Annotated in this window: 20 protein-coding genes and 1 pseudogene; 14 read left to right on the top strand and 7 right to left on the bottom strand. The window is 40.2% G+C overall.

The genetic code is table 11. From position 1 onward, the window contains the following. From H5187_RS16585 to H5187_RS16565, 5 genes and pseudogenes are all read left to right on the top strand, one after another. Positions 1–266, top strand: a pseudogene (locus H5187_RS16585) (hypothetical protein); the annotation flags it as partial. Continuing rightward, complete coding sequence (locus H5187_RS16580; RefSeq protein WP_259401735.1) at positions 256–378, top strand: hypothetical protein; 123 nt, start codon at positions 256–258, stop codon at positions 376–378. The pseudogene H5187_RS16585 and the gene H5187_RS16580, both read left to right, overlap by 11 nt. Then, the gene (locus tag H5187_RS24375; RefSeq protein WP_220493293.1) at positions 368–1,975 is read left to right on the top strand and encodes a restriction endonuclease subunit S; all 1,608 of its coding nucleotides are present in this window, start codon (positions 368–370) and stop codon (positions 1,973–1,975) included. Before H5187_RS16580 ends, H5187_RS24375 begins: the two co-directional genes overlap by 11 nt. Positions 1,976–2,026: 51 nt before the next feature. Then, positions 2,027–5,368: a type I restriction endonuclease subunit R gene (locus H5187_RS16570; RefSeq protein ID WP_182798065.1), complete on the top strand. Its 3,342-nt coding sequence runs from the start codon at positions 2,027–2,029 to the stop codon at positions 5,366–5,368. A gap of 94 nt (positions 5,369–5,462) precedes the next feature. Further along, a complete protein-coding gene (locus tag H5187_RS16565) occupies positions 5,463–6,197 on the top strand; it encodes a hypothetical protein (RefSeq protein ID WP_182798064.1) in 735 nt (244 codons plus the stop codon). A gap of 195 nt (positions 6,198–6,392) precedes the next feature. Here H5187_RS16565 and H5187_RS16560 read toward each other — a convergent pair whose 3' ends face one another. Both H5187_RS16560 and H5187_RS16555 read right to left on the bottom strand, forming a co-directional pair. Further along, complete coding sequence (locus tag H5187_RS16560) at positions 6,393–7,319, bottom strand: hypothetical protein (protein ID WP_182719082.1); 927 nt, start codon at positions 7,317–7,319, stop codon at positions 6,393–6,395. Positions 7,320–7,364: 45 nt separating this feature from the next. Continuing rightward, positions 7,365–8,006 carry a hypothetical protein gene (locus tag H5187_RS16555; RefSeq protein ID WP_182719081.1) on the bottom strand — a complete coding sequence of 214 codons (642 nt, stop codon included), beginning with the start codon at positions 8,004–8,006 and terminating at the stop codon, positions 7,365–7,367. Between the two features lie 225 nt (positions 8,007–8,231). Between H5187_RS16555 and H5187_RS16550 the strand changes: the two genes are divergently transcribed. From H5187_RS16550 to H5187_RS16525, 6 genes are all read left to right on the top strand, one after another. After that, the gene (locus H5187_RS16550; RefSeq protein WP_182798063.1) at positions 8,232–10,253 is read left to right on the top strand and encodes an ATP-binding protein; all 2,022 of its coding nucleotides are present in this window, start codon (positions 8,232–8,234) and stop codon (positions 10,251–10,253) included. Between the two features lie 102 nt (positions 10,254–10,355). Continuing rightward, entirely contained in the window at positions 10,356–11,123 is a 768-nt protein-coding gene (locus H5187_RS16545) for a hypothetical protein (protein ID WP_182798062.1), read from the top strand. Positions 11,124–11,142: 19 nt separating this feature from the next. Continuing rightward, positions 11,143–12,117 carry a YafY family protein gene (locus tag H5187_RS16540; RefSeq protein WP_182798061.1) on the top strand — a complete coding sequence of 325 codons (975 nt, stop codon included), beginning with the start codon at positions 11,143–11,145 and terminating at the stop codon, positions 12,115–12,117. A 78-nt stretch (positions 12,118–12,195) separates the two neighbouring features. Further along, positions 12,196–13,293 carry a cell division protein FtsZ gene (locus H5187_RS16535; RefSeq protein WP_182798060.1) on the top strand — a complete coding sequence of 366 codons (1,098 nt, stop codon included), beginning with the start codon at positions 12,196–12,198 and terminating at the stop codon, positions 13,291–13,293. An 80-nt stretch (positions 13,294–13,373) separates the two neighbouring features. Then, entirely contained in the window at positions 13,374–13,700 is a 327-nt protein-coding gene (locus H5187_RS16530; RefSeq protein WP_145242070.1) for a cyclic-phosphate processing receiver domain-containing protein, read from the top strand. Between the two features lie 25 nt (positions 13,701–13,725). Continuing rightward, positions 13,726–14,442, top strand: coding sequence for a Sir2 family NAD-dependent protein deacetylase (locus H5187_RS16525; protein WP_182798059.1), 717 nt, complete (start codon positions 13,726–13,728; stop codon positions 14,440–14,442). A gap of 204 nt (positions 14,443–14,646) precedes the next feature. Here the strand turns inward: H5187_RS16525 and H5187_RS16520 are convergent, their stop codons facing one another. Further along, entirely contained in the window at positions 14,647–15,534 is an 888-nt protein-coding gene (locus H5187_RS16520) for a LysR family transcriptional regulator (RefSeq protein WP_182798058.1), read from the bottom strand. 103 nt (positions 15,535–15,637) lie between these two features. Here H5187_RS16520 and H5187_RS16515 point away from each other — a divergent pair, with 103 nt between their 5' ends. Together H5187_RS16515 and H5187_RS16510 are read left to right on the top strand one after the other, a co-directional pair. Continuing rightward, positions 15,638–16,753, top strand: coding sequence for an FAD-dependent monooxygenase (locus H5187_RS16515; RefSeq protein ID WP_182798057.1), 1,116 nt, complete (start codon positions 15,638–15,640; stop codon positions 16,751–16,753). 162 nt (positions 16,754–16,915) lie between these two features. Further along, positions 16,916–19,837 carry a TonB-dependent receptor gene (locus H5187_RS16510; RefSeq protein ID WP_182798056.1) on the top strand — a complete coding sequence of 974 codons (2,922 nt, stop codon included), beginning with the start codon at positions 16,916–16,918 and terminating at the stop codon, positions 19,835–19,837. A 62-nt stretch (positions 19,838–19,899) separates the two neighbouring features. Here H5187_RS16510 and dld read toward each other — a convergent pair whose 3' ends face one another. The 4 genes from dld to H5187_RS16490 form a co-directional block, all read right to left on the bottom strand. Beyond that, the gene (gene dld, locus H5187_RS16505; protein WP_182798055.1) at positions 19,900–21,588 is read right to left on the bottom strand and encodes a D-lactate dehydrogenase; all 1,689 of its coding nucleotides are present in this window, start codon (positions 21,586–21,588) and stop codon (positions 19,900–19,902) included. Between the two features lie 7 nt (positions 21,589–21,595). Next, complete coding sequence (locus H5187_RS16500; protein ID WP_149981898.1) at positions 21,596–21,994, bottom strand: ribbon-helix-helix domain-containing protein; 399 nt, start codon at positions 21,992–21,994, stop codon at positions 21,596–21,598. 30 nt (positions 21,995–22,024) lie between these two features. Next, positions 22,025–22,582 (bottom strand): DJ-1/PfpI family protein, encoded by a 558-nt coding sequence (locus tag H5187_RS16495; protein WP_149981897.1) that lies wholly within the window; start codon positions 22,580–22,582, stop codon positions 22,025–22,027. A 129-nt stretch (positions 22,583–22,711) separates the two neighbouring features. Further along, positions 22,712–23,596, bottom strand: coding sequence for a LysR family transcriptional regulator (locus tag H5187_RS16490; protein WP_149981896.1), 885 nt, complete (start codon positions 23,594–23,596; stop codon positions 22,712–22,714). Between the two features lie 114 nt (positions 23,597–23,710). Here H5187_RS16490 and H5187_RS16485 point away from each other — a divergent pair, with 114 nt between their 5' ends. Then, entirely contained in the window at positions 23,711–24,340 is a 630-nt protein-coding gene (locus H5187_RS16485; RefSeq protein WP_182784700.1) for an NAD(P)-dependent oxidoreductase, read from the top strand. Positions 24,341–24,470: the final 130 nt, after the last annotated feature.

The following is a 24,470-nucleotide window of genomic DNA, read 5'->3' as shown; positions in this document are numbered from 1 at the left end:
GAATAAATGATGGAATAAATGATGGAATAAATGATGGAATAAATGATGGAATAAATCATCAAACTGCTATTCCAAAAAATATTCAACCATTGTTAACGTGCATTAAGCACTCGCCTTCATTGCCTACAAAAGTATTTGCTAAGCAGCTTAATGTGGGCACGGCAACGGTTGAGCGTCATATTAAATGGTTAAAAGACCATAAGGTCATAAAGCGGATCGGATCAAAAAAAGACGGATATTGGCAGGTGTTAAACAATGAAAAATAATAAATATAAACAACTCGCATTTAGCCAAACGCTTTATAGCCAAATGAACCAAAGCGATGAGCTTGATAAAGCAATCCGTAAAAACGTGGAGGCACTGGGTTATGGGGAGTGATTGGGTTGAATACAAACTTGATGAAATAGCGATACTTAGAAATGGAGCCGGCATTAAACAGCAATTTTTTAGTGAGTCGAGTATTGCTATTCCATTAGTCAAAGTATCAAACTTTACATCTAACTCTGTTGATGTAAATGGACTAACGAAAGTTGATCATGAACATGCCAAGAAGTGGACCTCTCACACTCTTGATGTTGAAGACATTGTTGTCGCGACTGTCGGGTCTTGGCCACCAAATTGGTCTTCTGTAGTAGGCAAAGTAGTTCGGATTCCTCAGCTAGCCGCAGGTGCAATTCAAAATCAAAATACATGTGCAATTAATCCAAAAGATAATATGGATAAAGACTTTTTGTACTATGTATTAAAAACAGACTCATTTATAAATTATGTGATAAATGTTGCGCAAGGAAGTGCAAATCAGGCCCGAGTGCCTGTTAAAAAGCTGGGCGAGTTTAAATTTAAAGCACCATTTGATATTGATAAACAAAGAAAATTAGTTAATATTTTAGTTAATGCGGATAAAAAAATAGAGCTCAACCAAAAAACCAACCAAACCTTAGAACAAATGGCGCAAGCGCTGTTTAAAAGCTGGTTTGTTGATTTTGATCCTGTGTTCGACAACCTACTTGCGAGCGCTGATTTTAACTTAGAAAACCTTGAAACTAGTCAGCCTGACGAGCTAAAACAAAAAGCACAGCGCCGTTTGATGGCACTGAACAGCTTAGAAAATGCGGCCGAATGCAAAGCGTCACTCATTGCGCTCGCTCACGAGTTACAAGCACAGTTACCAACAAAAGAAGCAACACAATCAGCAGTGCAAGTATCAGAAAAAGCCGCTGAAACATCCGTTAAAGCAAACTTTAGCGCTAACCCTAACATATTAGCCCAACACGCCAACACCCACGCCCACTTCCCCAATGAGTTCGTACACAACGAACAACTAGGCTGGATACCAAAAGGCTGGGAAAAATCTCAAATTCAAGATCTTGCTAAAGTTGTAAAAGGCAAGTCTTACAAAAGTGCCGAACTTTCAGATTCATCGACTGCATTAGTTACTCTTAAATCTTTTAAGAGAGGTGGAGGGTACAGGCTAGATGGTTTAAAAGGATATACGGGTAAATATAAACCGGAACAAGAGGTTTTTGCAGGTGACTTAATTGTTGCATATACCGATGTTACTCAAGCCGCTGATGTTATAGGCAAGCCAGCAATGGTAATTAGTGACACTAAGTATGAGCATTTAGTGGTGTCACTCGATGTTGCTGTCGTGAGATGCTTTAATGAAATTCACAAGAATTATTTGTATGGTGTGATGAAAACAGATGCATTTCAAAATCACTCACGTTCTTACACATCAGGTACAACAGTATTACACTTGAAAAAAGAGGCCGTACCAGAATACTGTTTAGCATTACCTGATAACGAAATACTATCGGCTTTTCTTGGGGTTAGTGCACCACTTTATGAAAAAATAGATCGTTTAATAGATGAAAATAGAGCTTTAACTAAACTCCGTGACACTTTGCTACCCAAGCTCATTTCTGGTGAATTACAAATACCCGATGTAGCCACTGATGAAAAAGCAGTCGATTAATAAACTTAGCTAAGCGTTTAAAGGCCAATATAAAAAGAATAAGGATGTTTGATGAAATTTACTGAAGCCAAATTAGAACAAGCGGTGGTTGAGCTATTAGGCGAGCAAGGCTATCCGCATTTATTGGGCGGTGAGCTTAGCCGCAATAATAGTGATGTGCTGATAAAAGAAGACCTACGTGCTTTTTTAACTAAGCGTTACGCTAAAAATAATATTACCACCGGCGAAGTAGACTCAATAATTGCAAAGCTTGAAAAGCTGCCTGCCAGTGATTTATACGAGAGCAATAAAACCTTTTGTAAGTGGCTGAGTGATGGATTCTTACTAAAACGGGAAGTACTTACACGCGAGCGTGGCAGGGTAGCAGGTAGTGCAGCGCAAAAAGATTTGTATATTCAACTGCTTGATTACGACAACGTTGCACAAGGTATTAAAAGTAGCCTAATAGTAGGGAATGCTATGGCAGCTTTAGATAATATGGCTCTCGATAACGTGAATGAAGCCAGTGTGACTTACCAGCAAGACGACAATATTTATCGGTTTGTTACTCAATTAGAAATACAAAGCCCCACCAGTTACGACAACATTGAACTGCGCATTCCCGATGGTATTTTGTATGTAAACGGCTTGCCATTGGTGGTATTTGAATTTAAAAGCGCAATACGCGAACAAGCCTCTATTTTTGAAGCGTATGAGCAGTTAACTGTTCGCTATAGGCGCGCTATTCCGCAGTTATTTGTGTTTAATACCTTGTGCGTTATAAGCGATGGCGTAAACAACAAAATGGGTAACTTATTTGCGCCGTACCAGTTTTTTTACTCGTGGGGTAAGGTAACGGGGCAAGAGCTGACAGCGCAAGAGGGGATTAACTCGTTACATACCTTATTGCAGGGCTTGTTTGATAAAGCGCGCTTGCGCGATGTAATGCGCAATTTTGTATTCTTCCCTGATTCTGATAATAAAAGCGCTGGCAAAAAAGAAATAAAAATTGTGCCGCGTTACCCGCAATATTATGCGGCTAATAAGCTGTTCGAAAACATAAAACAGCATTTAAAGCCACAAGGCGATGGTAAAGGTGGTACGTACTTTGGCGCAACGGGTTGCGGTAAAAGTTACACCATGCAATTTTTAACACGCTTGTTGATGAAAAGCGTTGAACTTAAAAGCCCCACGATTATTTTAATTACCGACCGAACCGATTTAGACGACCAGCTTTCGCAGCAGTTTGGTAATGCTAAAACCTACATTGGCGATGACACGGTAAAAACTGTTACCAGCCGTACTCACTTACGTGAGTTATTAGAGGGCCGTAACAGTGGCGGTGTATTTTTAACGACTATTCATAAGTTTACCGAAGACACCCAGCTTTTAACTGACCGCACTAACGTTATTTGTATTTCTGATGAGGCACATCGCAGCCAAGTTAACCTTGATCAAAAAGTGGTGGTTGATATTGAAAAAGGTACGATTAAAAAAACCTTTGGTTTTGCTAAATACCTGCACGACTCACTACCCAATGCTACCTATGTTGGTTTTACTGGCACCCCAGTGGACGCGACTTTAGATGTATTTGGTGAAGTGGTTGACTCGTACACCATGACTGAGTCGGTTAAAGATGAAATAACCGTTCGTATTGTGTACGAAGGGCGCGCCGCCAAGGTGTGCTTAAATAACAGCAAGCTGGCAGAAATTGAAGCCTACTACAAAGAATGCGCCGAGGCCGGCAGTAACGAGCTGCAAATAGAAGACAGCAAAAAAGCCACCGCTAACATGAATAGCATTTTAGGCGATCCTGATCGCATTGCTGTATTAGCAAAAGACTTTGTTGAGCACTATGAAAAACGCGTTGAGGAAGGCTCTACCATTGCTGGCAAGGCGATGTTTGTGTGCAGCTCGCGCGGTATTGCCTATCAGTTGTATCAAGAACTAGAAACACTCCGCCCACATTGGTTTGATGTAATTGATACTGAAGATGCGCAAACACTATCCGATACCGAGCGAAAGCGCGCTATTAGCGAAGGCCGTATTGCTGCTCCTTCTGAAAAAGTCAAAATGGTAATGACGCGTGGCAAAGACGATGTTGCACGCCTATATAATTTACTTGGCAGTAAAGATGCGCGTAAAGAGCTTGATAAGCAATTTAAAAACAAAAATTCAAACTTTAAAATAGCCATAGTGGTAGACATGTGGCTAACCGGTTTTGATGTGCCATTTTTAGATACCATGTACATAGATAAGCCGCTGCAAAAGCACAGCTTAATACAAACTATTTCGCGGGTTAACCGCCAGTTTGAAGGCAAAGACAAAGGCCTTGTGGTTGACTACATTGGTATTAAATCGCAAATGAATAAAGCGTTAGCGCAGTATTCAAAAACTGACGAAACCAACTTTGAAGACATTACTGCCTCGGTTATTGAAGTAAAAAACCACTTAGCGCTACTTGCCCAGTTATTTCATAACTTTGACAGTAGCCCATACTTTAGCGGTGAAGCCGTAGCCCAACTAAACTGTTTAAACCACGCCGCCGAGTTTGCACTAATTACCGAAAAGCGCCAAAAGCGTTTTATGGATTTAGTTAAGCGGTTAAAAGCCGCTTACGATATATGCTGTGGTAGTGAAAAAATTAACGAAAACGAGCGTAACCACATTCACTTTTACCTCGCTATTCGCTCGATTATTTACAAGCTAACCAAAGGTGAAGCGCCAGATACCGCGCAAATGAACGCCAAAGTACGTGAAATGATAAGCGAAGCCCTACAAAGCGACGGTGTTGAGGAAGTATTTAAACTCGGCAATGAAGACGGCGGCGAAATCGACATTTTTAATGACGACTACATCGCCAAAATAGAAAAAATAAAACTCCCCAATACCAAAATAAAAATACTGCAACAAATGCTAGCTAAAGCCATTGGCGAGCTTAAAAAAGTAAACCAAACCCAAGGTATCGACTTTACTAAACGCTTTGAATCGCTAGTACAGCGCTACAACGAGCGAAGAGAAGATGACGTACTGGTAAGTAGCGTACTGGATGACTTTTCAGAAAGCATGGTTGATATGATTTACAGCGTACGCGACGAAATGAACGCCGGCGACGAGCTAGGCATTGATATTGAAGAAAAAGGCTTTTACGACGCATTAAAAATGTTAGCGTTTAAATACGACTTTGACTACCCCGAAGATAAACTCATTGAACTTGCCCAAGCGGTAAAAGTAATTGTGGATGACAAAGTTAAATTTGTAGATTGGCAAAACCGAGACGATATTAAATCATCACTTAAAGTAGAGCTGATTTTAGTGTTGGCTAAATTTAAATACCCACCAATCAGCCGCGATGAAGTATACAAAGAAATATTTGAGCAAGCGCAAAATGTGAAAGCGAATAAAGAGGCGTAGATCTTTATAACTTGAAAGGGAAATACTTTATAGCTAGGGCTGATTTTAGTATTAACTTTTTTACTACGTAATAAAAGAGCTTTGGAGATAAGTAATGTTGGAAAAAATAAAACCTTGGGTCTGTTCTTTTAGTGGCTGCGATGGTGGTAATCCAGAAGCTGATATTTGGTTATGTGGTATTGAGTGGGGTTTAGATTCGGCTGCTGCGAATGAGTACTATGAGCGACTGAAGCTGCAGATGCAAAGAGGAGTTGTACCAGTCAAAAAAACAGATTTTGACTGGGAAGATAGTATTAGTTATCCCTATGGTGTGCGATTTGCCAAGCTTTATCAGGCCATTCAACAACAACCAGTAGCGTCTTATCGTAATGTAAAGCAGTTATCTGGTCAGCGGCTGTTTAAACTTAATTTGTACCCTATTGCATTTAACTCTACCGCAGACGATTTATGGCATCAACATGGCTTTGATACTGTGACGGGGTTTGCTAGTAAATACCTATTTAATAATTGGTGTTTTTTCAATCGCTTTCCGTTTTATACTGCTCTTCGTAAACAATATCAGCCAAAATTAATTATCTGCACAGGAGTAAACTACCTAAAGGATTTCTTAATGTTCTTTGCAGGTGCTGATGGTGTTGACTCGATACAAAGTGAAATTATCAGTGTAGATACAGGAGAAAAGCGTACTTTATATTGGAGCAAAATAGGCAAAAGTTTACTAGTAGTAGTGCCTTTTTTTAGTGGCCGTTGGGGTTTAAATAGTGATGATCTGCTGCATGCATTCGGCAACAGAGTTACGCAACTACAACATGAAATAATACTGTCTTAATATTTGTACTGTAAGTACCACGAAAGTTTCTCAATACCGCGTACCTATTTTAAGCTTCTCATATATTTGCAAATACATTCAATATTTTTGGGGTATCCTCATCGGAGGCTGTTTTATAAAAGTATTTAGCTAATTTATATTAATTAGCTAAATACCAGGAGTGGTTTTTATGTGGTTGGATATTGATACTAGATATTAATCTTCAACGCTTAAAAAATCGTTCTTACCTTCTGACTCGTATAAGAAAGATAGAGGTAAGTCTAACCTTTCTTTAATTAGTTTAAGCCATTGAATATCTTCTTTTTCAGGAATGTTACCGGAAACTATCAATAATTCATCGCCTGGTTTTTGTGCTAATGGATACAGCTGATATCTCAGTAATTGGCCTATTGCGGCTTCAATGTCTTGTCTAGTTGAGCTTGTATGTTTTAACTCTGCAATTGTGTAAATATCGCCTTTTGTGAAAGTAACATCTCTGCGAAATAAGCCATCACGATCTTGAGCATTACATTTTATATTTTGACGTTGTAACCATTGTTGAAAACGTTGTTCCATTTGAGCTTCATTTAACACCATTGTATTAAATTCTGGGCACTTTCTTCTTATTTCTGTAGCAGTAATAGCATCTGTAATTGCCTCTTCATTAAGTTTAAGCATAGTGCTAAATTCTAGATTTTTTTTATCGAAGTCTCTGAAGTCAAAGTTATTAATAATCTGATCTATCATATTCAAAGATTCAGTTAATGATGTATGGTCAATTGGCGTAACTAATTCAATCGTAGAAAGATCTTTACTTTGACCTTTCGTAAGTGAAATATCAATAGATTGGAACCTAGCTGTATCAATGAATGAGGTAATTCGATCCTCTTTATTTAAAGGTACAAATCTTACTTTTATTTTATTTTGATTAGGTTTCGGAGTCACAGAAATACGACCAGCTTCTCCATTACTACCAAAGACTATTTTTACTGGTGAATCACGACGCCATTTTTTAGTACCTGCTTTATAGTAAGTAGATATATGAATAGCCAATAAATTACTGGATTTTTCAAAAGAAGGGTTAGCTCTAAACCAAGCTGCTGCTAATTCACTACTTGATAATTTTGATTCATCTATGTTCATATTTCGTGTCCTTTCATGTAATTCGAATAAAGTTTAAATACTTCCCTAAATCCAGATTTTTTCTAAGCATTTAGAGTTCATCCTATCGTTAATTTCTATAAATTTTAGGTATGCTTTTCCTTTTTTTAATGATTTGTCGTTGATGCCAAGCTGCGAGTTTTGATAAGTGATGGGCGTGACATTTATATAATGAAAGCTATCAAGTCTAATTAAAACCTTGTTTAAGCTGTCATTACTAATAATAATGTTGAGCTTTTTTGATATGAGCTCATGAAGCGGAATCAATTCAATATCGGCAGTGTCCATATTTGTGAAGTATACCTCTAAATTATCTTCACCATAATATTGATAGGCAAGCTCATTTGTACTACATATAAACACCAAGCCTTCACCTGCACTTATTTCATCCAAGATATGAAATAATCCTAAAGCTACTTTAATGTCAATTGGTTTCAAATTGGGGTTTGAAATCACATTATTAGTAAAGGACTCAAATCTATCGGGTGCCTTGTCGAAGGAAAATGCTTCCTCACCATTGTTATTTTTAGTATATTTTTGCAGTAGTGGTCTATGTATATAGATTTTACTATTTTTTAGGTGCTTTTGAGTGAGCTTAGTATTTTGATGCTTATTCTTTAAAACAATAGGGTTATCTTCCGAGCCTGGTTTTAAATTAACTTCTTCCATATAAAGTCCATTTCAACGTTATAGTCTATATGTTGCGATAATATTCATTATAAAACAAACACTTAGTTTTTTACGTTTGTTTTTCTAAATAAAAAAGAAAAACCTTTTTTATTTACTTTAAGTTCAATGGCTTATGCCGTTTTGTGTTTGCTTTTCTTACGTGATCTAAAAATATTTCACCCAGCTACTATGTACTCATTGATTAACAATAACTAGGTACATAGCATGAACACAACCCCCCAATTAAAACGTATTGTGGCACACTTTACCACTGAATTATTAGAAGAGTTCGACACAGAAGAGCTTTGGCAAGATAAGCTATTTAAAAAGGCTTTATGTAGCATTTCTGGTTTCAGCTATACAAATTTACAGGGCTTAGATGTTGATGATTTGATCACGCGAATAGATCATTTAGCAATCAACACAATGTCAAAAACGATACAAAAAAATGTGTATATATTTTGTAAAGCGTTTTCACTGCCAAAAGTGGTTACTCCTTTAGTTATTTTTTCGTGCTGTATGACGCTCAGTAAACCATTGCGCGAACTTGTTGAATACTTACGTGACGATTACGCGAGCGTTATTTTAGAAAAAATAGCTTACGTGCTTAGTATTGATGAGGCACTGCTTAACAAGCAAATTGGGTTAATTATTGAATCTGGCATGTATTCAATGGATATGGAGATATTTGCTGGGGAAGATGAGTTTTTAATATTACCAAACGCAATTGCTAAAAGCCTGCTCGAGGGTAAGTTAAATAGTGAAAGTGATATTTTATCTAACTTGGTCACTGCCTGTGAAGCTTCTGAACTTAGCGCTGCTGATTTATCGCACTTAGATTTAAATACTTTACTAAAAGCTACACAAAATGCGACTAAGACCGGTGGGCAACCATTGAGTATTTTATTTTATGGTGTGCCAGGTTCGGGTAAAACTTCATTGGCGAAATATTTAGCGCAAGCGTGTGACTCGCAGTTGCTTAAGGTGCAAGCTAAAGGTAGCAACTTAATAAACCCAACTAACGAGCTCGATAGTCGAAGCGCAAGCTCTGAGCTGCGTTTAGAGCACTTTAATGTGGTGAGTAAGTTGGTAGGTAAGCGTAAAAAAACAATATTGTTATTGGATGAGTGTGAAAACATTTTTGAGCGTGATTTATTCTCTAAAAGCTTCTCAAAGGAGCTACTTCATACTTATATTGAAAATCACCCAGTGGTTAGTATTTGGATAACTAATCATCTAGAAGATTTACCACAGAGCGTTATTAGACGATTTAATATTGTTTACGAAATTCCTGAGCTAAATAAAACGACTAAAGAAAAAATGATTGGCAAATATGTTAAAGGCTTAAGTGTTGGTAATAGTTTTATTAGTAAATTAGCTGCTCAACAAAATTTACTGCCAGCTCATATTGCTAAAGCAGTACATGTAGCTAGGTTATGCGGATTTAAAGCACAAACCGCGCGTCAATGCATAGAAGAGAATATTCAAGATACTTTAACTGCATGCGGCTTTTCGGCTCACGAGTTGACTTATCAAGCAGCGCAAAAGTTTAACCCTAAAATGGTAAACGTAGAGTCTGAGTATGCATCACTCGAGCAGGTGGAAGAGGCTGTAATAGAGTATTCAAGTTCACGCACATTGCTAACTGGCCCGCCAGGCACAGGTAAAACAGCCTTTGTGAATTATTTATGCGAAAAAGCTGACTTTAAACTTATTTCGATCAAAGCATCTGACTTACTAAGCAAGTGGGTTGGCGAAAATGAGCAAAACATTGCTCAACTATTTAAACAAGCTACACAAGAAGGAAGTGCAATATTTATTGATGAAGCTGATAGCTTGTTGTGTAGCCGTGAACAAGCAACGGCAAATTGGGAGGTACAAACAGTTAATGAATTATTATGCCAGATGGAGCAATTTCAACTCCCACTTTTTGCCGCAACTAACTTTGCTAAAAATTTAGATAAAGCGGTAATGAGGCGATTTGATTTTAATTTAAATTTAACCTATTTGACTCCGGTGCAGGCTAAGCAATTATTTAAAGATACATTAGGCCCTGGAGTGTTAAATAAGCATCTAATGCATGAGTTATTCGAGCTTACAAAGCTCACACCAGGTGACTTTGCGATTGTAAAAAGGCAAATGAAGTTTTCAAAAAAGCGAATGACACAAGAGCGAATGTTATCGATTTTACAAGAGCAAAACGACCTAAAAGAAGGTGGGAAGCAGAAGATTGGGTTTGTTATTTAGTTTTTAGAATTAGTTACATCTAATTATCGCTACAGAATAGTGGACTTCTCACAGCTTATAGCTTAGAAATAGTTAAAAGCTTTAATTCTTAAAAGGATATCTATGAAAGTTAATGAACAGTATGTCTATATATACAGAGACCCAAAGACTTCCAAAATTAAATATGCGGGGAGGGGCAAGTCTGCTACACGAGCCTCATCGCACCAAAAAAAGACACATAATAGTGAACTTGAGAATTGGCTGAAAAAAGCAAGCTATAAGCTCGAAATAGCAGGCCCGTATGAAAATGAACAAACAGCTATTGCTGTTGAAGAAGCATTAATTTCTACTCACCAGCCTGAATTTAATATGCGAAAAGAGTCTTCTAAGTACAGTTTTCGTCCTTTGGGTGTGCCAGAAAAATACATTACTAGGCTTGAGCAACAACCTTTAGAATATGACTGTTTGTTTAAAGGGAATACAGAGTCAATTATATTAGTTAAGGTCACAGATAAAACGCTAGGCGATAGAGTTGGGTATAATTTAGTAGACCCACCTAGTGATGATGCAATCGTCGAAAGAGTAGAAAAATATTGGCAATTAGGAAATGATAAATATCTAGGGACTTGGATTAAAGATAAAAAACTGTCTCCGACGTTAATACTTGGTATTACAGGGAGTCCTGGAAACCAAGTAATAATAGCCTCTCTTGAAGTTGATATTTCTGCATGGGATGCGGTTGAAGTTATGAAAAAAAAGCTCATAACAGTACCTTTAAAAGATCGATCAAAGTTAGATAAACATTATTTACGTGGGTATCGTATAGCTTTATCAGCTGACATAAAATTTGGACGAAGTATCCAAGAGCACTTTAGAGTAATTCAAAAATGACTACTTCCCACCTAATTTAATGATTTCACACCGTCATTTATCTATTCTAGAGCTTGTGCCAATTGCGCCAAGCTCTATCTCGATCCACCAGTTGCAGCAAAAATTGCTTGAACGTGGCTTTGATATTCCAACTCGCATGCTTCAACGTGATCTGCACTCGCTCTTCGAACAAGGTTGTTTTGGGCTTGAAAAAGACACGAGGAGTAAACCGTATGGTTGGTCTATCAATGCACAGTGGCGAGGTGGTAACGCAAAAGTAATGAGTAGCGAAATGGCTGAACACTATTTGTTGCTAGAGCAGTTACTACCGCAATCTGTCCCGAGTGATGTTAAGCAGTCAGTGCATATTAAAGCAGAGCAGGCGCTTAAACGTTTTAATGGGCATGTACCTGACTGGCTTGCAACCCTTCCTAAGCCTTCGTTAAAAGTAAATATTGATGCTCAGTTAGTGGCACAAATTGAGCATGCGATTAAGCATAAGCGTGCAGTGAGCGCTGAACTTTATAGGGTACTTTACGATGAAGCACATTGGTTGAAGTTTGCTGAGTTGAGTTTTTACAACTTAGTTGAGCAAGGCGGTGTTTTAATGGTGCAGTTTATGGTGGGGCAACTTCACGATAAATGCTACCAAATGCCGGTTTACCGTATTCGTAATGTACAGGTACTACAAAAAACACGACGTGGGCCAACTGCTGAGCAATTAAAATCGTTACGCAGTGCTATTAATAAAGGCATGAAGCAATCAGCTATTGAGTTAATTGTTAAAGTGCCCAGCCATTCGGCGGTTAATCAAGGTTTTATTGAACTTGGCGAGCTGATTGACAAGCAACATATTGACGATAAAAACGTATTACTCACCTACCAAACCATTGATACAGAGCAGTTAACTGATGAGTTGCTTAAATGTGCTCATTGGCTTGAGGTTATTAAACCTGAAAAGCTGCGGCAAAGAATTATTTCTAAGCTTAAAGCTGCTACTACAAACTACCTCTAATGACCTTAGCTAGTCTGGGTGCGTCAATTCTTGACGCACCTGTTTGCTATGCTTCTTTTAAAGATGAAAGGAGTGGTTATGTTTCAATTAATTGAGCAGCAAGATGGTTTATCTATTGGTGTATTTGGTATTGGTGGCTGCGGCTGTAATACGTTAAATAGTATTTATGAGCAGCGAGAGTCTGATCAGGCGCACTTGTACAGCGTTAATACCGACAAAGTGGTGCTTGAGCATACACAAAGTGATGAAGCAGTGCTTATAGGAGCTGAGCTCACTCATGGTTATGGCGCTGGGGCCGATCCTGAGGTTGGCCTACAGGCTGCTCAAGAGAGTAAAGAGCAACTGTTAGTATTAATAAATAGCTGCGATATTTTATTGTGTGCAACAGGGCTTGGTGGTGGCACCGGCACTGGCGCAAGCCCATTTATAGCGCAGCTTGCGCGTGAGCAAAATAAGCCAGTGATATTTGTAGCGACATTGCCTTTTAGCAGTGAAGGGCAGTTTAGAAGCAACATAGCGCAAGCAGGGCTGAATACCTTAAAAGAGTATGCTAATGCGGTGATCACGTTACCTAATGATCAACTTATTGAAGTGTTAGGTAATGATGTTGGCTTGTTTGATGCCTTTAAACACAGCAACCAAATATTGCATTCATTAATAAAATCGTTAATCGATATGCTGTGTTATCAAGGTTTGATTAACGTTGATTTAAACGACTTTGCTAAAATTATGGATTGCCAAGGCGATGCCGTATTAGGTGTAGGCAAGTGCGATCTTGAAGATGAACTTTCAAACGCGCTTGATGGGGCGCTTAATAATCCGCTGGTTAACCAAGTTGATATGTCATCAAGTACCGGCGTTATTGTGCAAGTAAACTGTAAAGATGAGATTTCACTGGGTAGTTATAATCTCATCACCGACACGGTTCGCCAGCAAGTTAGCCCTAATGCGTTAGTGATCTGTGGTGTGTCTAAAATTGAGAGCTTAGCAACTAATTACGAACTGTTGATCATAGCAACGGGCGCAAGCGCGAAGATGCTTGTTGAACCTAATGATAAAGCGCCTAATAGTGAACTAAAAAAGCCAGATGCTGTAATCTATAAACCTCAAGCTTCAGATATTTTTGATATACCCGCATTTATTCGTAATCAAGCCCCGCCGCCCTCCGGGAAATAACGGTTATTCACTATTTGTACTTAAAGGGTTGTTAGCTGTTGTTTTCAGAGTCTGAATACTTTTTTAAGTGGTATAAATCTATGAACGTATATTTAGATGATGAGAGGGAAACTCCAGCCGGTTGGTTACGAGCCTATTGGCCCGATGAAGTGATTAAACTTTTGAAGACCGGTAAAGTAAAGCAGCTCAGCCTTGATCATGATTTAGGAAATGATACTAAAGGCACTGGCTATGATGTTTTACTTTGGATTGAGCGGGCAGTGTTTATTGATGGCTTTGTACCACCAGCAATAACCGTTCATTCAGCTAATAGCTCAGCACGCATAAAAATGGAGCGCGCAATTACACAAATTAACTTACTGGCTAGAAATCAACAGGGCTCTAAACGCTGCTATAACGAGTCGTAAATCTTACAATTAAACAGGATTATTTATGACGATATTATATATCACTGGCGCAGGTGTAAGTGCAGCCAGTGACATCCCAACTTTCCGGGGGCAAGACGGTTATTGGACCATTGGCAGTAAAAATTATACACCGATGAAAATGGCCACTCGCGGGATGTATAAATTTAATCCTCACGAATTTTTAGCGTGGTATTACCATCGATTTACGACTTATAGAGATTATGGGCCAAATGAAGTACATAAATGGCTTAGTGATAAAAATGTGAACACCCAAAATATTGATGGGCTTGATGGCAAAGCGGGTAACAAAAACTACATCGCTATTCATGGTCGCCTTGATCAAATGACTCTCTATCAAAAAAATGGTTTGCCAGAACTAATAGCCGCACCGCGGTATAAAGTTGATGAAAGCCGCTTAAACGATTCGTTATTGGAGCTGTTTAACATTGAAAACAAAAATCCGAAGGTGAACCGTTCGTTTAAACCGTATGTGTTGTTATTTGATGAATACTACACTGAGCTTTACCGTTTTCGTGAAGCTAAACAACGCATGCTTAATGCAGATAAAATGGTGTTTATTGGTACCTCTTTTAATGTTGGCATTACCAATATGGCGCTTCAGATAGCTGCAGAGTATAACAAGCTAGTTGAAATTGTAGATCCTGATCCTGTGGCGCTCTCAATTGGAAACATCACATATAAAAAAATGGCGGCAATCGACTATGTACAAAAAATGGGATGATTTCTGTTCGTCGCACAGGGCAATTAATTAGTAAATGATTGCCCTGCGGTGAGGATAATCAAACCATTTAGTACTTTTTGGACAGAGGTTAAACGCCTCGATGATTTGAGTTTTAAAAGTTATCTTTAGCAAACCAGAGTATGAGGGCTTATACTTTCCTTCTTCTAGCTTACTTGTGCATCTAATTCTAATTGCATTGATATCTTAGGTAAGCTCAATGCAGTTAGACTTTAAGAATTCTAAAAATACTTTTACCTTTTCTAGCGGGTATTTTCTGCCTGCATAAAATGCGTATAACACCAGATCTTCTGGTTCATGGTCGAGTTTAATATTGATCAATGAGCCGTTGTCTATATCTTCTTGGCATGCATGAATGGGTAAAATGGCATAGCCGAGCCCTTTTAGTGCAGCGGTTTTGGCCATGTTGCCACTGTTTACTTTAAAATTAGATTTTACTTGCACTGCTTGTTGCTGTTTAAAACGCCAAGGCATACCTTGCAGTACTGATAAGCTAGTAATACAAGGAACTTTACTTAACTCATCTAGCGAGCGAGGCGGTGGCGCATTGTTGATCAGTTGTGGCGCGCCAACAATGCAACTGGGCCAGCGCAGCAGTTCTTTAGCAACCCAACCTGAATCGTCCAATGGACCACGGCCAAAGCGTAGCACCAAATCAAATCCCTCTAACAAGCCTTCGGTTGGATTTAGTTGCGTATCGCAACTTAGCTGTATTTGTGGGTGCACAGAGCAAAACTCTGCGCTTATTTCGGCTAAAAAAGGCAGATCAGGCATGATGATTTTAAGATGCCCGGCAAGAGAATCACCATACACAGACACCTCTTCTAGCGAGTCATTCATTGCTTGTATCAGTGGGGTGATAGATTGATAAAGTTGTTTACCTGCAGCCGTTGCAATCATTTTTCGGGTGGTACGTTGTAATAACCTTAAATTAAGTTGCTTCTCTAATAACGCGACATGGCGGCTAACATTAGATGTAGGCAATTGCAGTTGTTCGGCTGCGAGTTTAAAGCTCAGTTGTTCATATACGCACTGAAAGCTGAGTAACCACTGAAGTTCGATTTTATCAATCATTAATTAACTCAAAATATGGGATTAATAACGCAATTATTACTAATTTATCTTAAAAAATGACTTTGTGATAATGGTTATTCAGTTAATTATTGAGGTAAAGAATATGAACAGCAAGCGAATTGCCATTGTGGGTGCGGGCATGGGGGGGATAGCGCTGGCCATTCTTGCAGCACGAAAAGGTTATCAGGTGAACATATTTGAGCGCGATAGTGAGATTTCCTCTATTGGTGCCGGGGTAACGTTATGGCCGAATGCAATGTTTGTGTTACAGCAAATGGGCTTGGATAAACAGATCCAAGCGCTGGGCGGTATGCCTTTGTTTATGCGTCAGTGTGATCAGCATGGCACGGTGCAAAGTGAATTTGATATTGCAAAAGTAAATACACTCAGTGGTTTTTCTAGTATCAGTATATTGCGCCGTGATCTTATGAGTGTGTTGGGCCGCACATTAGCTGATTTAGGGGTAAACATACATTTTAACAGCGCAATAACCGTATCAGAGATTGCTCAACTAAAACAAGATTTTGATTTAGTTGTGGGCGCTGATGGGCGGATGAACTCGGTGGTAAGGCAATTTTTATATGCTGAAAAAATCACTCCTCAGTATCAGGGGTTTATTAATATTATTGCTATTAGCCAGTTAAAACCGGGCACTTTAGATAATGTGATCCATGATTTTCGCGGCCGTGGCGAGCGCTTTGGTATTGTGCCTGTTAAAGCAGACCTTTGTTATTGGGCTGCCGGGTGGAGTACAAATATTGATAAAGCGCGGCCGCTATCTGCTTGGTATGAAGAAATGCACCAACGCTTTTTAACTTGGCCAGATGCAGTACAGCAGGTGCTTAAGTCTTATGATGAAAACTCACTCAAACGAATATTTGTGCACGATATTGACCGTTTGCCATATTGGCATCAAGGTAATGTACTGATTATGGGGGATGCGGCTCATGCTCCTTTACCTACTTCAGGGCAGGGGGCATGTCAGGCGCTAGAAGATGCTTGGCATCTTGTACGGGTGTTAGAAAAGTATGATGATTTAGAGCACGCCTTAACGGCTTTTTATCAACAACGCATAGATAAAACCTCAGCCTCTCAACTTGTTGGTCGGCAAGTCGCGCAGAAAATTTTCACTACAGCAGCTGATACCAATGAGACACCAGCGCTAGGTATCTCTGCTCAGCAGTTAGTAACGTTATGGATGCAAGGCTTGAGTAATTAACCTATCGAGCTCTGTTATTTAGGTGCGAGCAAGGCTATTTATGAGGTGGTTATTTGCTCGCTTATTCAGTTACTTGTAAGTTGTGGTTAACAATCCATTAAGTCTGGCTGTGTACAATTGCCGCCTTTACAATTGTTAACCAGTAATGGACTCGTACATTCAATGTCAACCTCAACGTGTTACTCGCCTTTAGCAGCATCGCTGCGTTTTTCAGTTATTAGTTTATCGGTTTTTAGTGCTATGAATGCGGCGGCTGCCGAGCAATTAACAGGCACTCAAACAGAAAAAGATATGGAAGTGATTGAGGTGCGAGGTATTCGCTCTAGCATGGCTGAAAACTTAGCGGTGAAGCGTTTATCAAGTTCTGTGGTTGATGCCATTACCGCTGAAGACATTGGTAAATTCCCGGATAAAAACGTGGCTGATTCATTAGCCCGTGTGCCGGGTGTAGTGATTGAACGTGAAGGCGGTGAAGGATCAACGGTGAGTATTCGTGGTTTATCGTCTGATCTTACTTACACGCAGTTAAATGGTAATTTTATTGCCTCGTCACCAGGAGAGCCATCTCGTTCATTTGATTATGCTTTACTCCCATCAGCGATGATCGCAAGCGTTGAAGTATTCAAATCACCTGAAGCGCGACTAGATGAAGGTGGCGTCGGTGGTACAGTGTTAATGCATAGCCGCAAACCATTGGATATGGATGCTAATTCGGGCGTTTTTAATGTTGAAAGTACTTATGCAGATGTAACGGAAGATTATGAACCTCAGTTTACTGGTTTGTATTCATGGAAAAACGATAGCGATAGCTTTGGTTTTTTACTTGGCTATACCCGTCAAGAGCGCACCAACCGTACGCTCTCTGGTGGCACAGATGCCAATGTTTGGCGTTACACAGGTCAGCAAGCTGTTGATATAAATGGTAACGAGGTTAATAACAGTAATGACTGGGGCGCGGTGACTGATGCCAACGGGCAACGTTATGAGAATATGTGGTTTCCGCAGGTGGTGCGCAGCTCTGTTGTGAATGAAAAACGTGAACGTGAAGGCGTGCAGTTTTCGACTCAGTGGCGACCAACTAATCGCATTGAACTAGGTTTTAATTACTTTGGCTTTAGTTTAAAGCAACAACGCAGCGACTCGGTTGTTGATATGCCGGAATGGGCGTTAAATCCTGACTTTTTAACCGGTATTACACTTGATGAAAGTGGCACAATTGTCAATGGCATGGACTATAGTGCCATGGCCAGTGGCGTTGAAAAAGATATGCAATTGCCGTGGTTGCGCGGCAGTTATGTGGATGAAGAGTCAACCTCTGATACTTTTGATTTTAACTTAAGCTACGAAGGCGACAACTTTACAGCACGCTTTGTCGTTGGTAAAACTAAAGCTAAAGGCGGGCCAAAAGAAAGTTGGCAAGCAGCGTATAAAAGCTCAAACGCGGGTGAGGGGCAAAGTAATATTGAGAACGCCTCGCAAAGTGCCGCTTGGTCAATCAGTGATGACCGTATTTCGATGCTGATAGACCCAAATACACTCAATAACTTGCTCGCAGGTGTTGGCGGAGGTCGTGATGCAGGCTCATCGAACTCAAGTTTTGTACGTAGCACCTTAGCAGAAAAGTACTACCAAGCTGACGTTGATTTTTATGTTGATTGGGGCATATTGACCACCATTCGCACTGGTGCAAAATACCGTGATGCATCACTGCATCGCGAAACGGGCAACAACTTTTTCCTTGATCCAAGTTTTGATATTGCCGCAGGCGAGGCAAGCGCAGGGGGTATCACGCAATTTGATAGCTATCAATGGAATAATGGTATGCCACAGGCACAAGATGTGTTTAATGTGGAAGGTGAAAGCAATATTGCTGGTGGCTTTAATATCAATTTAATGCCAACTATTAATTGGCATAAATATCGCGATTATATTTACAGTAACTATGTGCCGTATACTCGAATTGAAGATAACTTTGTCTATGATATTGCCGAGCAGATCAGTGCGTTTTATTTACAAGGTGATTTTGAGTACAGAGATATACGCGGTAATTTTGGTGTGCGCGTTGTACAAACCAAGACTAGCAGTGCTTCAACCGATCTCTATACCTTTTTATTGGATGAAACCGATGACGAAACGGGCGAGCAAATCACCGGTGATGATCGTTTAGTTGAGCAATACCAGTTGATCACGCAGCAAACAGCAGACACCCACGTATTGCCGAGTTTAAATATTGCGTGGGATGCCAGTGATGATGTGGTGATCCGTGGTGCGCTTGCTAAAGTGATGTCGCGCCCCGATTACGGCGATTTGGGTAGTCAACAGCGTATTACTTATGTGTCGGACGAATGGGCAGATGATCGCGCCGCTTTTAATGAACAACCCGGTTTTAGTGGTAGTGGTGGTAATAAAAATTTAAAAGCGTTTGAGTCAGTACAAGCCGATTTATCTCTTGAGTATTACTACGCGCCAGGCTCTGCATTAGGTGTTGCGTTATTTCATAAACAGGTCGATAACTTTATCGTGCCACTGGTGATTGATTCACAGCGTGAATTTGCAGGGCAAGCAGGTCTTGTTGATGCTGGTACTATTAGTATTTCCCCGTATAGCACCGTAGGTAATGGTACTGATGCGGTATCAAAAGGGGTGGAAGTGTTTATTCAACACGCCTTTGATAGTGGCTTTGGTATTTACGCAAACTACACGTATAACAACACCAATCAGGCCGATGTAACAGTTGCAGGTGAAAAGTTAGCAGAGTCGCCATTAATAGGCAGTGCTGACTATCAATATAACACCTCCGTTTATTATGAAGGGGATAGTTTTAACATTCGCGCTTCGTACAATAAACGAGGTGAAACGGTGCTCGGTATTAACAGTGGTTTAAATGTCTACCAAGATCCATACCAGCAAGTAGATGTAAATGCAGCATATAACGTTACCGATAACTTAAGCTTTACCGCAGCGGTAATTAACTTAACGCAATCGGAGTCGGTAACACGTTTGGGTAAAGATACCGATGCGCGGCTACTTAATACTAGTTATTCAGGCCGCCGTTATTATGCTGGGATTAATTACAGCTTTTAAGTGTGCTAACAGCGCGATGTATAATCGCGCTTACTAGCTTACTAGCTTACTAGCTTACTAGCTTACTTAGCATAATCGCGCTTTTTAGACATGCCGCCAATGCCCGCATTAAAGCTATTGGTTGGATCTAAATTGCGATAGTTATCAGCAAGGGCTGGTTTTGCATCATAATGATGTCCTACATTATGCTCTGCGGGGTATTGCGCGCCGCGTTGCTCTAATAACTCAAGTAAGGCTGCTTTAATTGCTTTGCCGTCTTCACCTTTACGCACTAAGTAATCTTGGTGAAATACGTGACATAAAAAGTGCCCGTAATACAGTTTCCCTACTAATTTATTGCAGATGCTTGGCGGTAATTTTTCGAACCATTCGTTGTCGTTACGTTTTAAAGCGATATCCAGCGCGAGAATATCTTCGACTTCTTGATGATTTATTTTGGCATATTGCACAGCAGCACCTGCGGCAGCAAAACGTAGTAAGTATGCCGATTTAGCTTCTTGCTCACTACACTGAAAAAAATCAATTTGGTAGTCTTTTTGAACGTGTTCAAGCAATGCAAGAGTTTGTTGATGCGCCTCGCCTTTAACTGTCAAAATGAGCTGATGTTGATATTGACTATTCCATTGCTTGAGCTTATTGGGTGTTTGACTTGGGAACAGTTTTGCGAAGCAATAAACTAGTTTATCAATAGCATTTTTGGATATAAAAGGCAGTTTTTGACAGACGGAATCGAGCTGGCGCTTAATATTAAAAAAAGTAGGCAACCAATTGGTGCCAAGATGTTTAATTAATAATACTGTATCTCGACCATAATTATCAGCAAGCTCAAAAATATCACGGTGTAAATATTCGGCGTAAACAGGCAAGCTGGTGGCTTGCTCTAATAACGTTTTTCGTACCGCTTGCAACGCAGTGGAGGAATTAGTACCGAGGTAAAACGTCAGTTCTTGTTGATTTTTTGCGAAGGTATCTACTCGTACGGCAAATACAGCTAGTTTTCCCGCACAGCCGCTGGCTTGATGTAAACGCCGAGGATCGGCATTAAATCGTGCCGGGGTATCATCATCTGTTTTACGAACCCAATCGGCATATTCGCGATCAGATGCTTTCTTAGCTGTCGTTTTAACATCTTGGGTGCGGTATTTTTTATTTTGTAAATTAGTGAGTATTTGCTCTGGTGTATCGCCAAGTTCAATATCTAAATTATTAATTAAACTGAGGCTACCATTGCTATTTACTTGGGCGTATAAGGCAAGTTCAGTATATGCTGGGCCTCGCTCAACTAAAGCGCCACCTGAGTTATTACATACCCCACCGACAATCGATGCGCCAATACATGATGAGCCAATAACTGAATGTGGTACTCGGCCGTATGGGGCGAGGGCTTTTTCTAATGAGAACAAACTCGCCCCAGGGAACGCGACAATTTGTTGTTGCTCAGCTAATACTTGAATGTCGTTAAGGCGCGAGGTGTTGATGATCACCGTATTGCGATCGCAACCTTGTGTCGGTGTTGAGCCGCCCGTTAAACCGGTATTTGCGGCTTGCATAATAACGATGACCTTTGCACTTACACAGGCTTGTAAAATATGCCATTGTTGTAATAGTGTTGCCGGTTTTACTACTGCTAGTGCCGGACCGTGACCTTCTCTAAAGCCTTTACGGTAAGGAGCAGTTGCACGATCGCTCGTTAATACATAACGTGCGCCAACAATCTTTTTAAAAGATCGAACTAAGGAGGATTGTGACATGAAAACTCTAGTTAAGTGAAGACTTTAACGATGTATCTATATACTGGCTTTTGCGCACACTGGTACGCAATTTTTCTTGTTCTAAAACTTGTGTCGCGTCGATATCATTTAAAGGTATCGCATCTTCGCGGGTTAAGTTGCCATCGGCCACCAGCGATAAATAACGCGAACAACAGACACGTAAAAATGAAGTGAAATTACCAATGTCGTGATCAGCATCAAGAGATTCAAGGTACAGCTTAGTGATCATTTGATTAACGGTCATTTGATCACGAAATGCCACTTCTTCTAAAATATCCCAAAAAAACTCTTCTAAACGAATCGACGTAACAACGCCGTCAATCCGCAGTGATTTGGTACGACAGGTCCATAACCGACTGTCGGCATTAATAAAAAGTTGGCACATGATTAACCTCTTGATGCTGCTGAACTGCGATTATAGCAAGGCTACAAACTGTTTTAACATGGCAGGGTGTGCAGGCCATGCTGGTGCTGTTACTAGTTTGCCATCGGTAATGGCGCCATCCATTGGTAATTCAACGTACTCGGCACCCGCCATTTTCACTTCAGGTTGGCAAGCAGGGTAAGCGGATACTTTTTTACCTTCAATAACTCCTGCCGCTGTGAGCAATTGCGGGCCGTGACAAATAGAGGCAATGGGTTTATCCGCTGTAGCAAAATGCTGAATTATTTCAATTACTTTCGCGTTTAAGCGTAAATACTCAGGGGCACGGCCACCGGGTAAATACAGGGCATCGTAATCAGCGGCATTAATATTGGCAAATGTCGCGTTTAGCGCAAAGTTATGACCGCGCTTTTCAGTATAGGTTTGGTCGCCTTCAAAATCATGAATTGAGGTGGCGATAGTATCACCTGCTTTTTTATCAGGACATACAGCATCAACTTGGTGACCCATCGCCAATAATGCTTGAAAAGGCACCATGTTTTCATAGTCTTCTACAAAGTCACCGGTGATCATAAGTACTTTAGCCATGTTCTGCTCCAGATATTAATTGTGCGTAAACGTATCAGAGTGGAGATTAAGTGCACTCTAATACAATGAGCTCCTAGTAAAACATACACTAATCAGTAACGGGTAATATTCTAATACTACACAGTCATTTTATAGGATATCTTGTTGCCATCGCAGCGCTAAAAAATCAATAAACGCTCTGACCACATTTTGTTGATAATGACGAGATAAATACACAGCCCATAAATGCTGGCCAGGTGATGAAAAAGATGGATTCACTTTAACCAGTTTACCTTGCTCTAAATAGCGATTTGCCAAGTCACACGGCAAATTTGCGATCCCCATTCCTTTGATTGCTGCTTTTAGTAGCACAGACATATCATTAGCATTAATACTGCCTTTTACGGTGACTTTTTCATCCTCGTTATCACTAATAATATGCCATGTTGAACTACCGCTATGCACTAAACAATTGTGTTGCAATAAATCTTGCGGTTTAGTGATTGGACTGTTGTTCGCCAAATAAGTTGGGGAGGCGCAAATAGCCGTATTGATATACATAAGCTTACGCGCAATTAATTGCTCATCAGGCTCATGAGTATAGCGCAGTGCTATATCTACTCGCTCATCAACCAGTTGTGATAACCGATCTGAGAGTACTAGCTGAAAATGAGTATTTGGGTGTATAGCAACAAATTCTTCAATTGCATCAAACAACAGATTTTGGCCAAGTCCAATAGGGGCTGCGACTCTAATGGTACCAACCAGCTCGTTATTATGGTTATGTGCTCTACTTTGTAAATCCAATACGGTGCTGAGTATTTGCTTACAGTAGGCAAGCGCTTCTTCGCCCTGATTGGTTAAGCTGACTTTACGGGTGGTGCGGTGAAATAATCGCAAGCTCAGCCACTGCTCAATGTCTTGTACGTGGCGGGTGACTTGTAAGCGGCTGAGCTCTAAGTGAGCAGCTGCTTTTGTAAAGCTGCCACTGCGGGCGACTTCAACAAAGCTTTGGATTGCAGTTATCTTATCCATTAGCATCCTAAGGTGAACTAATGTGTATCTATAAGGTTTATTTATCATCAATTAATGAGCAAGTAAACTGATTACATCAACTCAGATGATTAATACTTTTTTAAGGATACAGACATGAATATTACTATTTTAGGCGCAACAGGTTGGATTGGTAGCCACATCATGGCGCAGGCAAAAGCTAATGGTCACAATGTGACGGCGGTTGTTCGTGATGCGGATAAGGTGACTGACGGTACAGCGGTAGAAGAGTTTGACTTACAATCTCAAAATGACATTGCAGAAGTATTAACGAACGCTGATGTGGTGATTGCCTCAATCGGTGGACGTGCAGCGGGTAACCATGAATTAGTTGCGCAAACGGCCAAGCGTTTATTAACTGCACTGTCAGGTAGCAGTACTCGTTTACTGTGGGTTGGTGGTGCAGGTAGTTTAGAAGTTGCGTCTGGTGTTACGTTAGTGTCATCGCCGGACTTTCCTGCTGAATATAAAGATGAAGCGTTGGCGCAAGGTGAGGCTCTCAGTGTATTTAAAGCAACAAACACAACCACACAATGGACGTTTGTAAGCCCTGCCGCGGTTATTTACCCTGGCGCAAGTGAAGGTCCGTATCGTATTGGTGGCGATGCGTTTTTTACTAATGAACAAGGTGAAAGCAAAATATCAGTGACTGATTACGCGATTGCTATGCTGGATGAAGTGCAAAATGCCGCGCATATTAATCAACGTATGAGCGTCGCTTATTAAGGGTTTTTCGCAGGGCTTACAAATAAAGTATGATTATTTAATGATACTTTTGAACCCACTTTTATCCTTTGCATTAACCAGCTTTAACCAGCTTTACCTGAGCCTTTTGCAACTTAGGTAAAGCTAAATC

The organism is Pseudoalteromonas sp. SG44-1 (assembly GCF_014164315.1).
GTDB lineage: Bacteria > Pseudomonadota > Gammaproteobacteria > Enterobacterales > Alteromonadaceae > Pseudoalteromonas > Pseudoalteromonas rhizosphaerae.
The sequence above is the reverse complement of the archived record's forward strand: the minus strand, read 5'-3'. Positions and strand labels throughout refer to the sequence as shown.

Coding starts and splice junctions, on each gene's coding strand:
- H5187_RS16495 (WP_149981897.1), bottom strand. CDS start 22,582: ATGGCTAAAGTACTTATGATCACCGGTGACTTTGTAGAAGACTATGAA.
- H5187_RS16580 (WP_259401735.1), top strand. CDS start 256: ATGAAAAATAATAAATATAAACAACTCGCATTTAGCCAAACGCTTTAT.
- H5187_RS16555 (WP_182719081.1), bottom strand. CDS start 8,006: ATGGAAGAAGTTAATTTAAAACCAGGCTCGGAAGATAACCCTATTGTT.
- H5187_RS24375 (WP_220493293.1), top strand. CDS start 368: ATGGGGAGTGATTGGGTTGAATACAAACTTGATGAAATAGCGATACTT.
- H5187_RS16485 (WP_182784700.1), top strand. CDS start 23,711: ATGAATATTACTATTTTAGGCGCAACAGGTTGGATTGGTAGCCACATC.
- H5187_RS16535 (WP_182798060.1), top strand. CDS start 12,196: ATGTTTCAATTAATTGAGCAGCAAGATGGTTTATCTATTGGTGTATTT.
- H5187_RS16490 (WP_149981896.1), bottom strand. CDS start 23,596: ATGGATAAGATAACTGCAATCCAAAGCTTTGTTGAAGTCGCCCGCAGT.
- H5187_RS16560 (WP_182719082.1), bottom strand. CDS start 7,319: ATGAACATAGATGAATCAAAATTATCAAGTAGTGAATTAGCAGCAGCT.
- H5187_RS16520 (WP_182798058.1), bottom strand. CDS start 15,534: ATGATTGATAAAATCGAACTTCAGTGGTTACTCAGCTTTCAGTGCGTA.
- H5187_RS16530 (WP_145242070.1), top strand. CDS start 13,374: ATGAACGTATATTTAGATGATGAGAGGGAAACTCCAGCCGGTTGGTTA.
- H5187_RS16500 (WP_149981898.1), bottom strand. CDS start 21,994: ATGTGCCAACTTTTTATTAATGCCGACAGTCGGTTATGGACCTGTCGT.
- H5187_RS16570 (WP_182798065.1), top strand. CDS start 2,027: ATGAAATTTACTGAAGCCAAATTAGAACAAGCGGTGGTTGAGCTATTA.
- H5187_RS16540 (WP_182798061.1), top strand. CDS start 11,143: ATGATTTCACACCGTCATTTATCTATTCTAGAGCTTGTGCCAATTGCG.
- H5187_RS16525 (WP_182798059.1), top strand. CDS start 13,726: ATGACGATATTATATATCACTGGCGCAGGTGTAAGTGCAGCCAGTGAC.
- dld (WP_182798055.1), bottom strand. CDS start 21,588: ATGTCACAATCCTCCTTAGTTCGATCTTTTAAAAAGATTGTTGGCGCA.
- H5187_RS16515 (WP_182798057.1), top strand. CDS start 15,638: ATGAACAGCAAGCGAATTGCCATTGTGGGTGCGGGCATGGGGGGGATA.
- H5187_RS16550 (WP_182798063.1), top strand. CDS start 8,232: ATGAACACAACCCCCCAATTAAAACGTATTGTGGCACACTTTACCACT.
- H5187_RS16565 (WP_182798064.1), top strand. CDS start 5,463: ATGTTGGAAAAAATAAAACCTTGGGTCTGTTCTTTTAGTGGCTGCGAT.
- H5187_RS16545 (WP_182798062.1), top strand. CDS start 10,356: ATGAAAGTTAATGAACAGTATGTCTATATATACAGAGACCCAAAGACT.
- H5187_RS16510 (WP_182798056.1), top strand. CDS start 16,916: ATGTCAACCTCAACGTGTTACTCGCCTTTAGCAGCATCGCTGCGTTTT.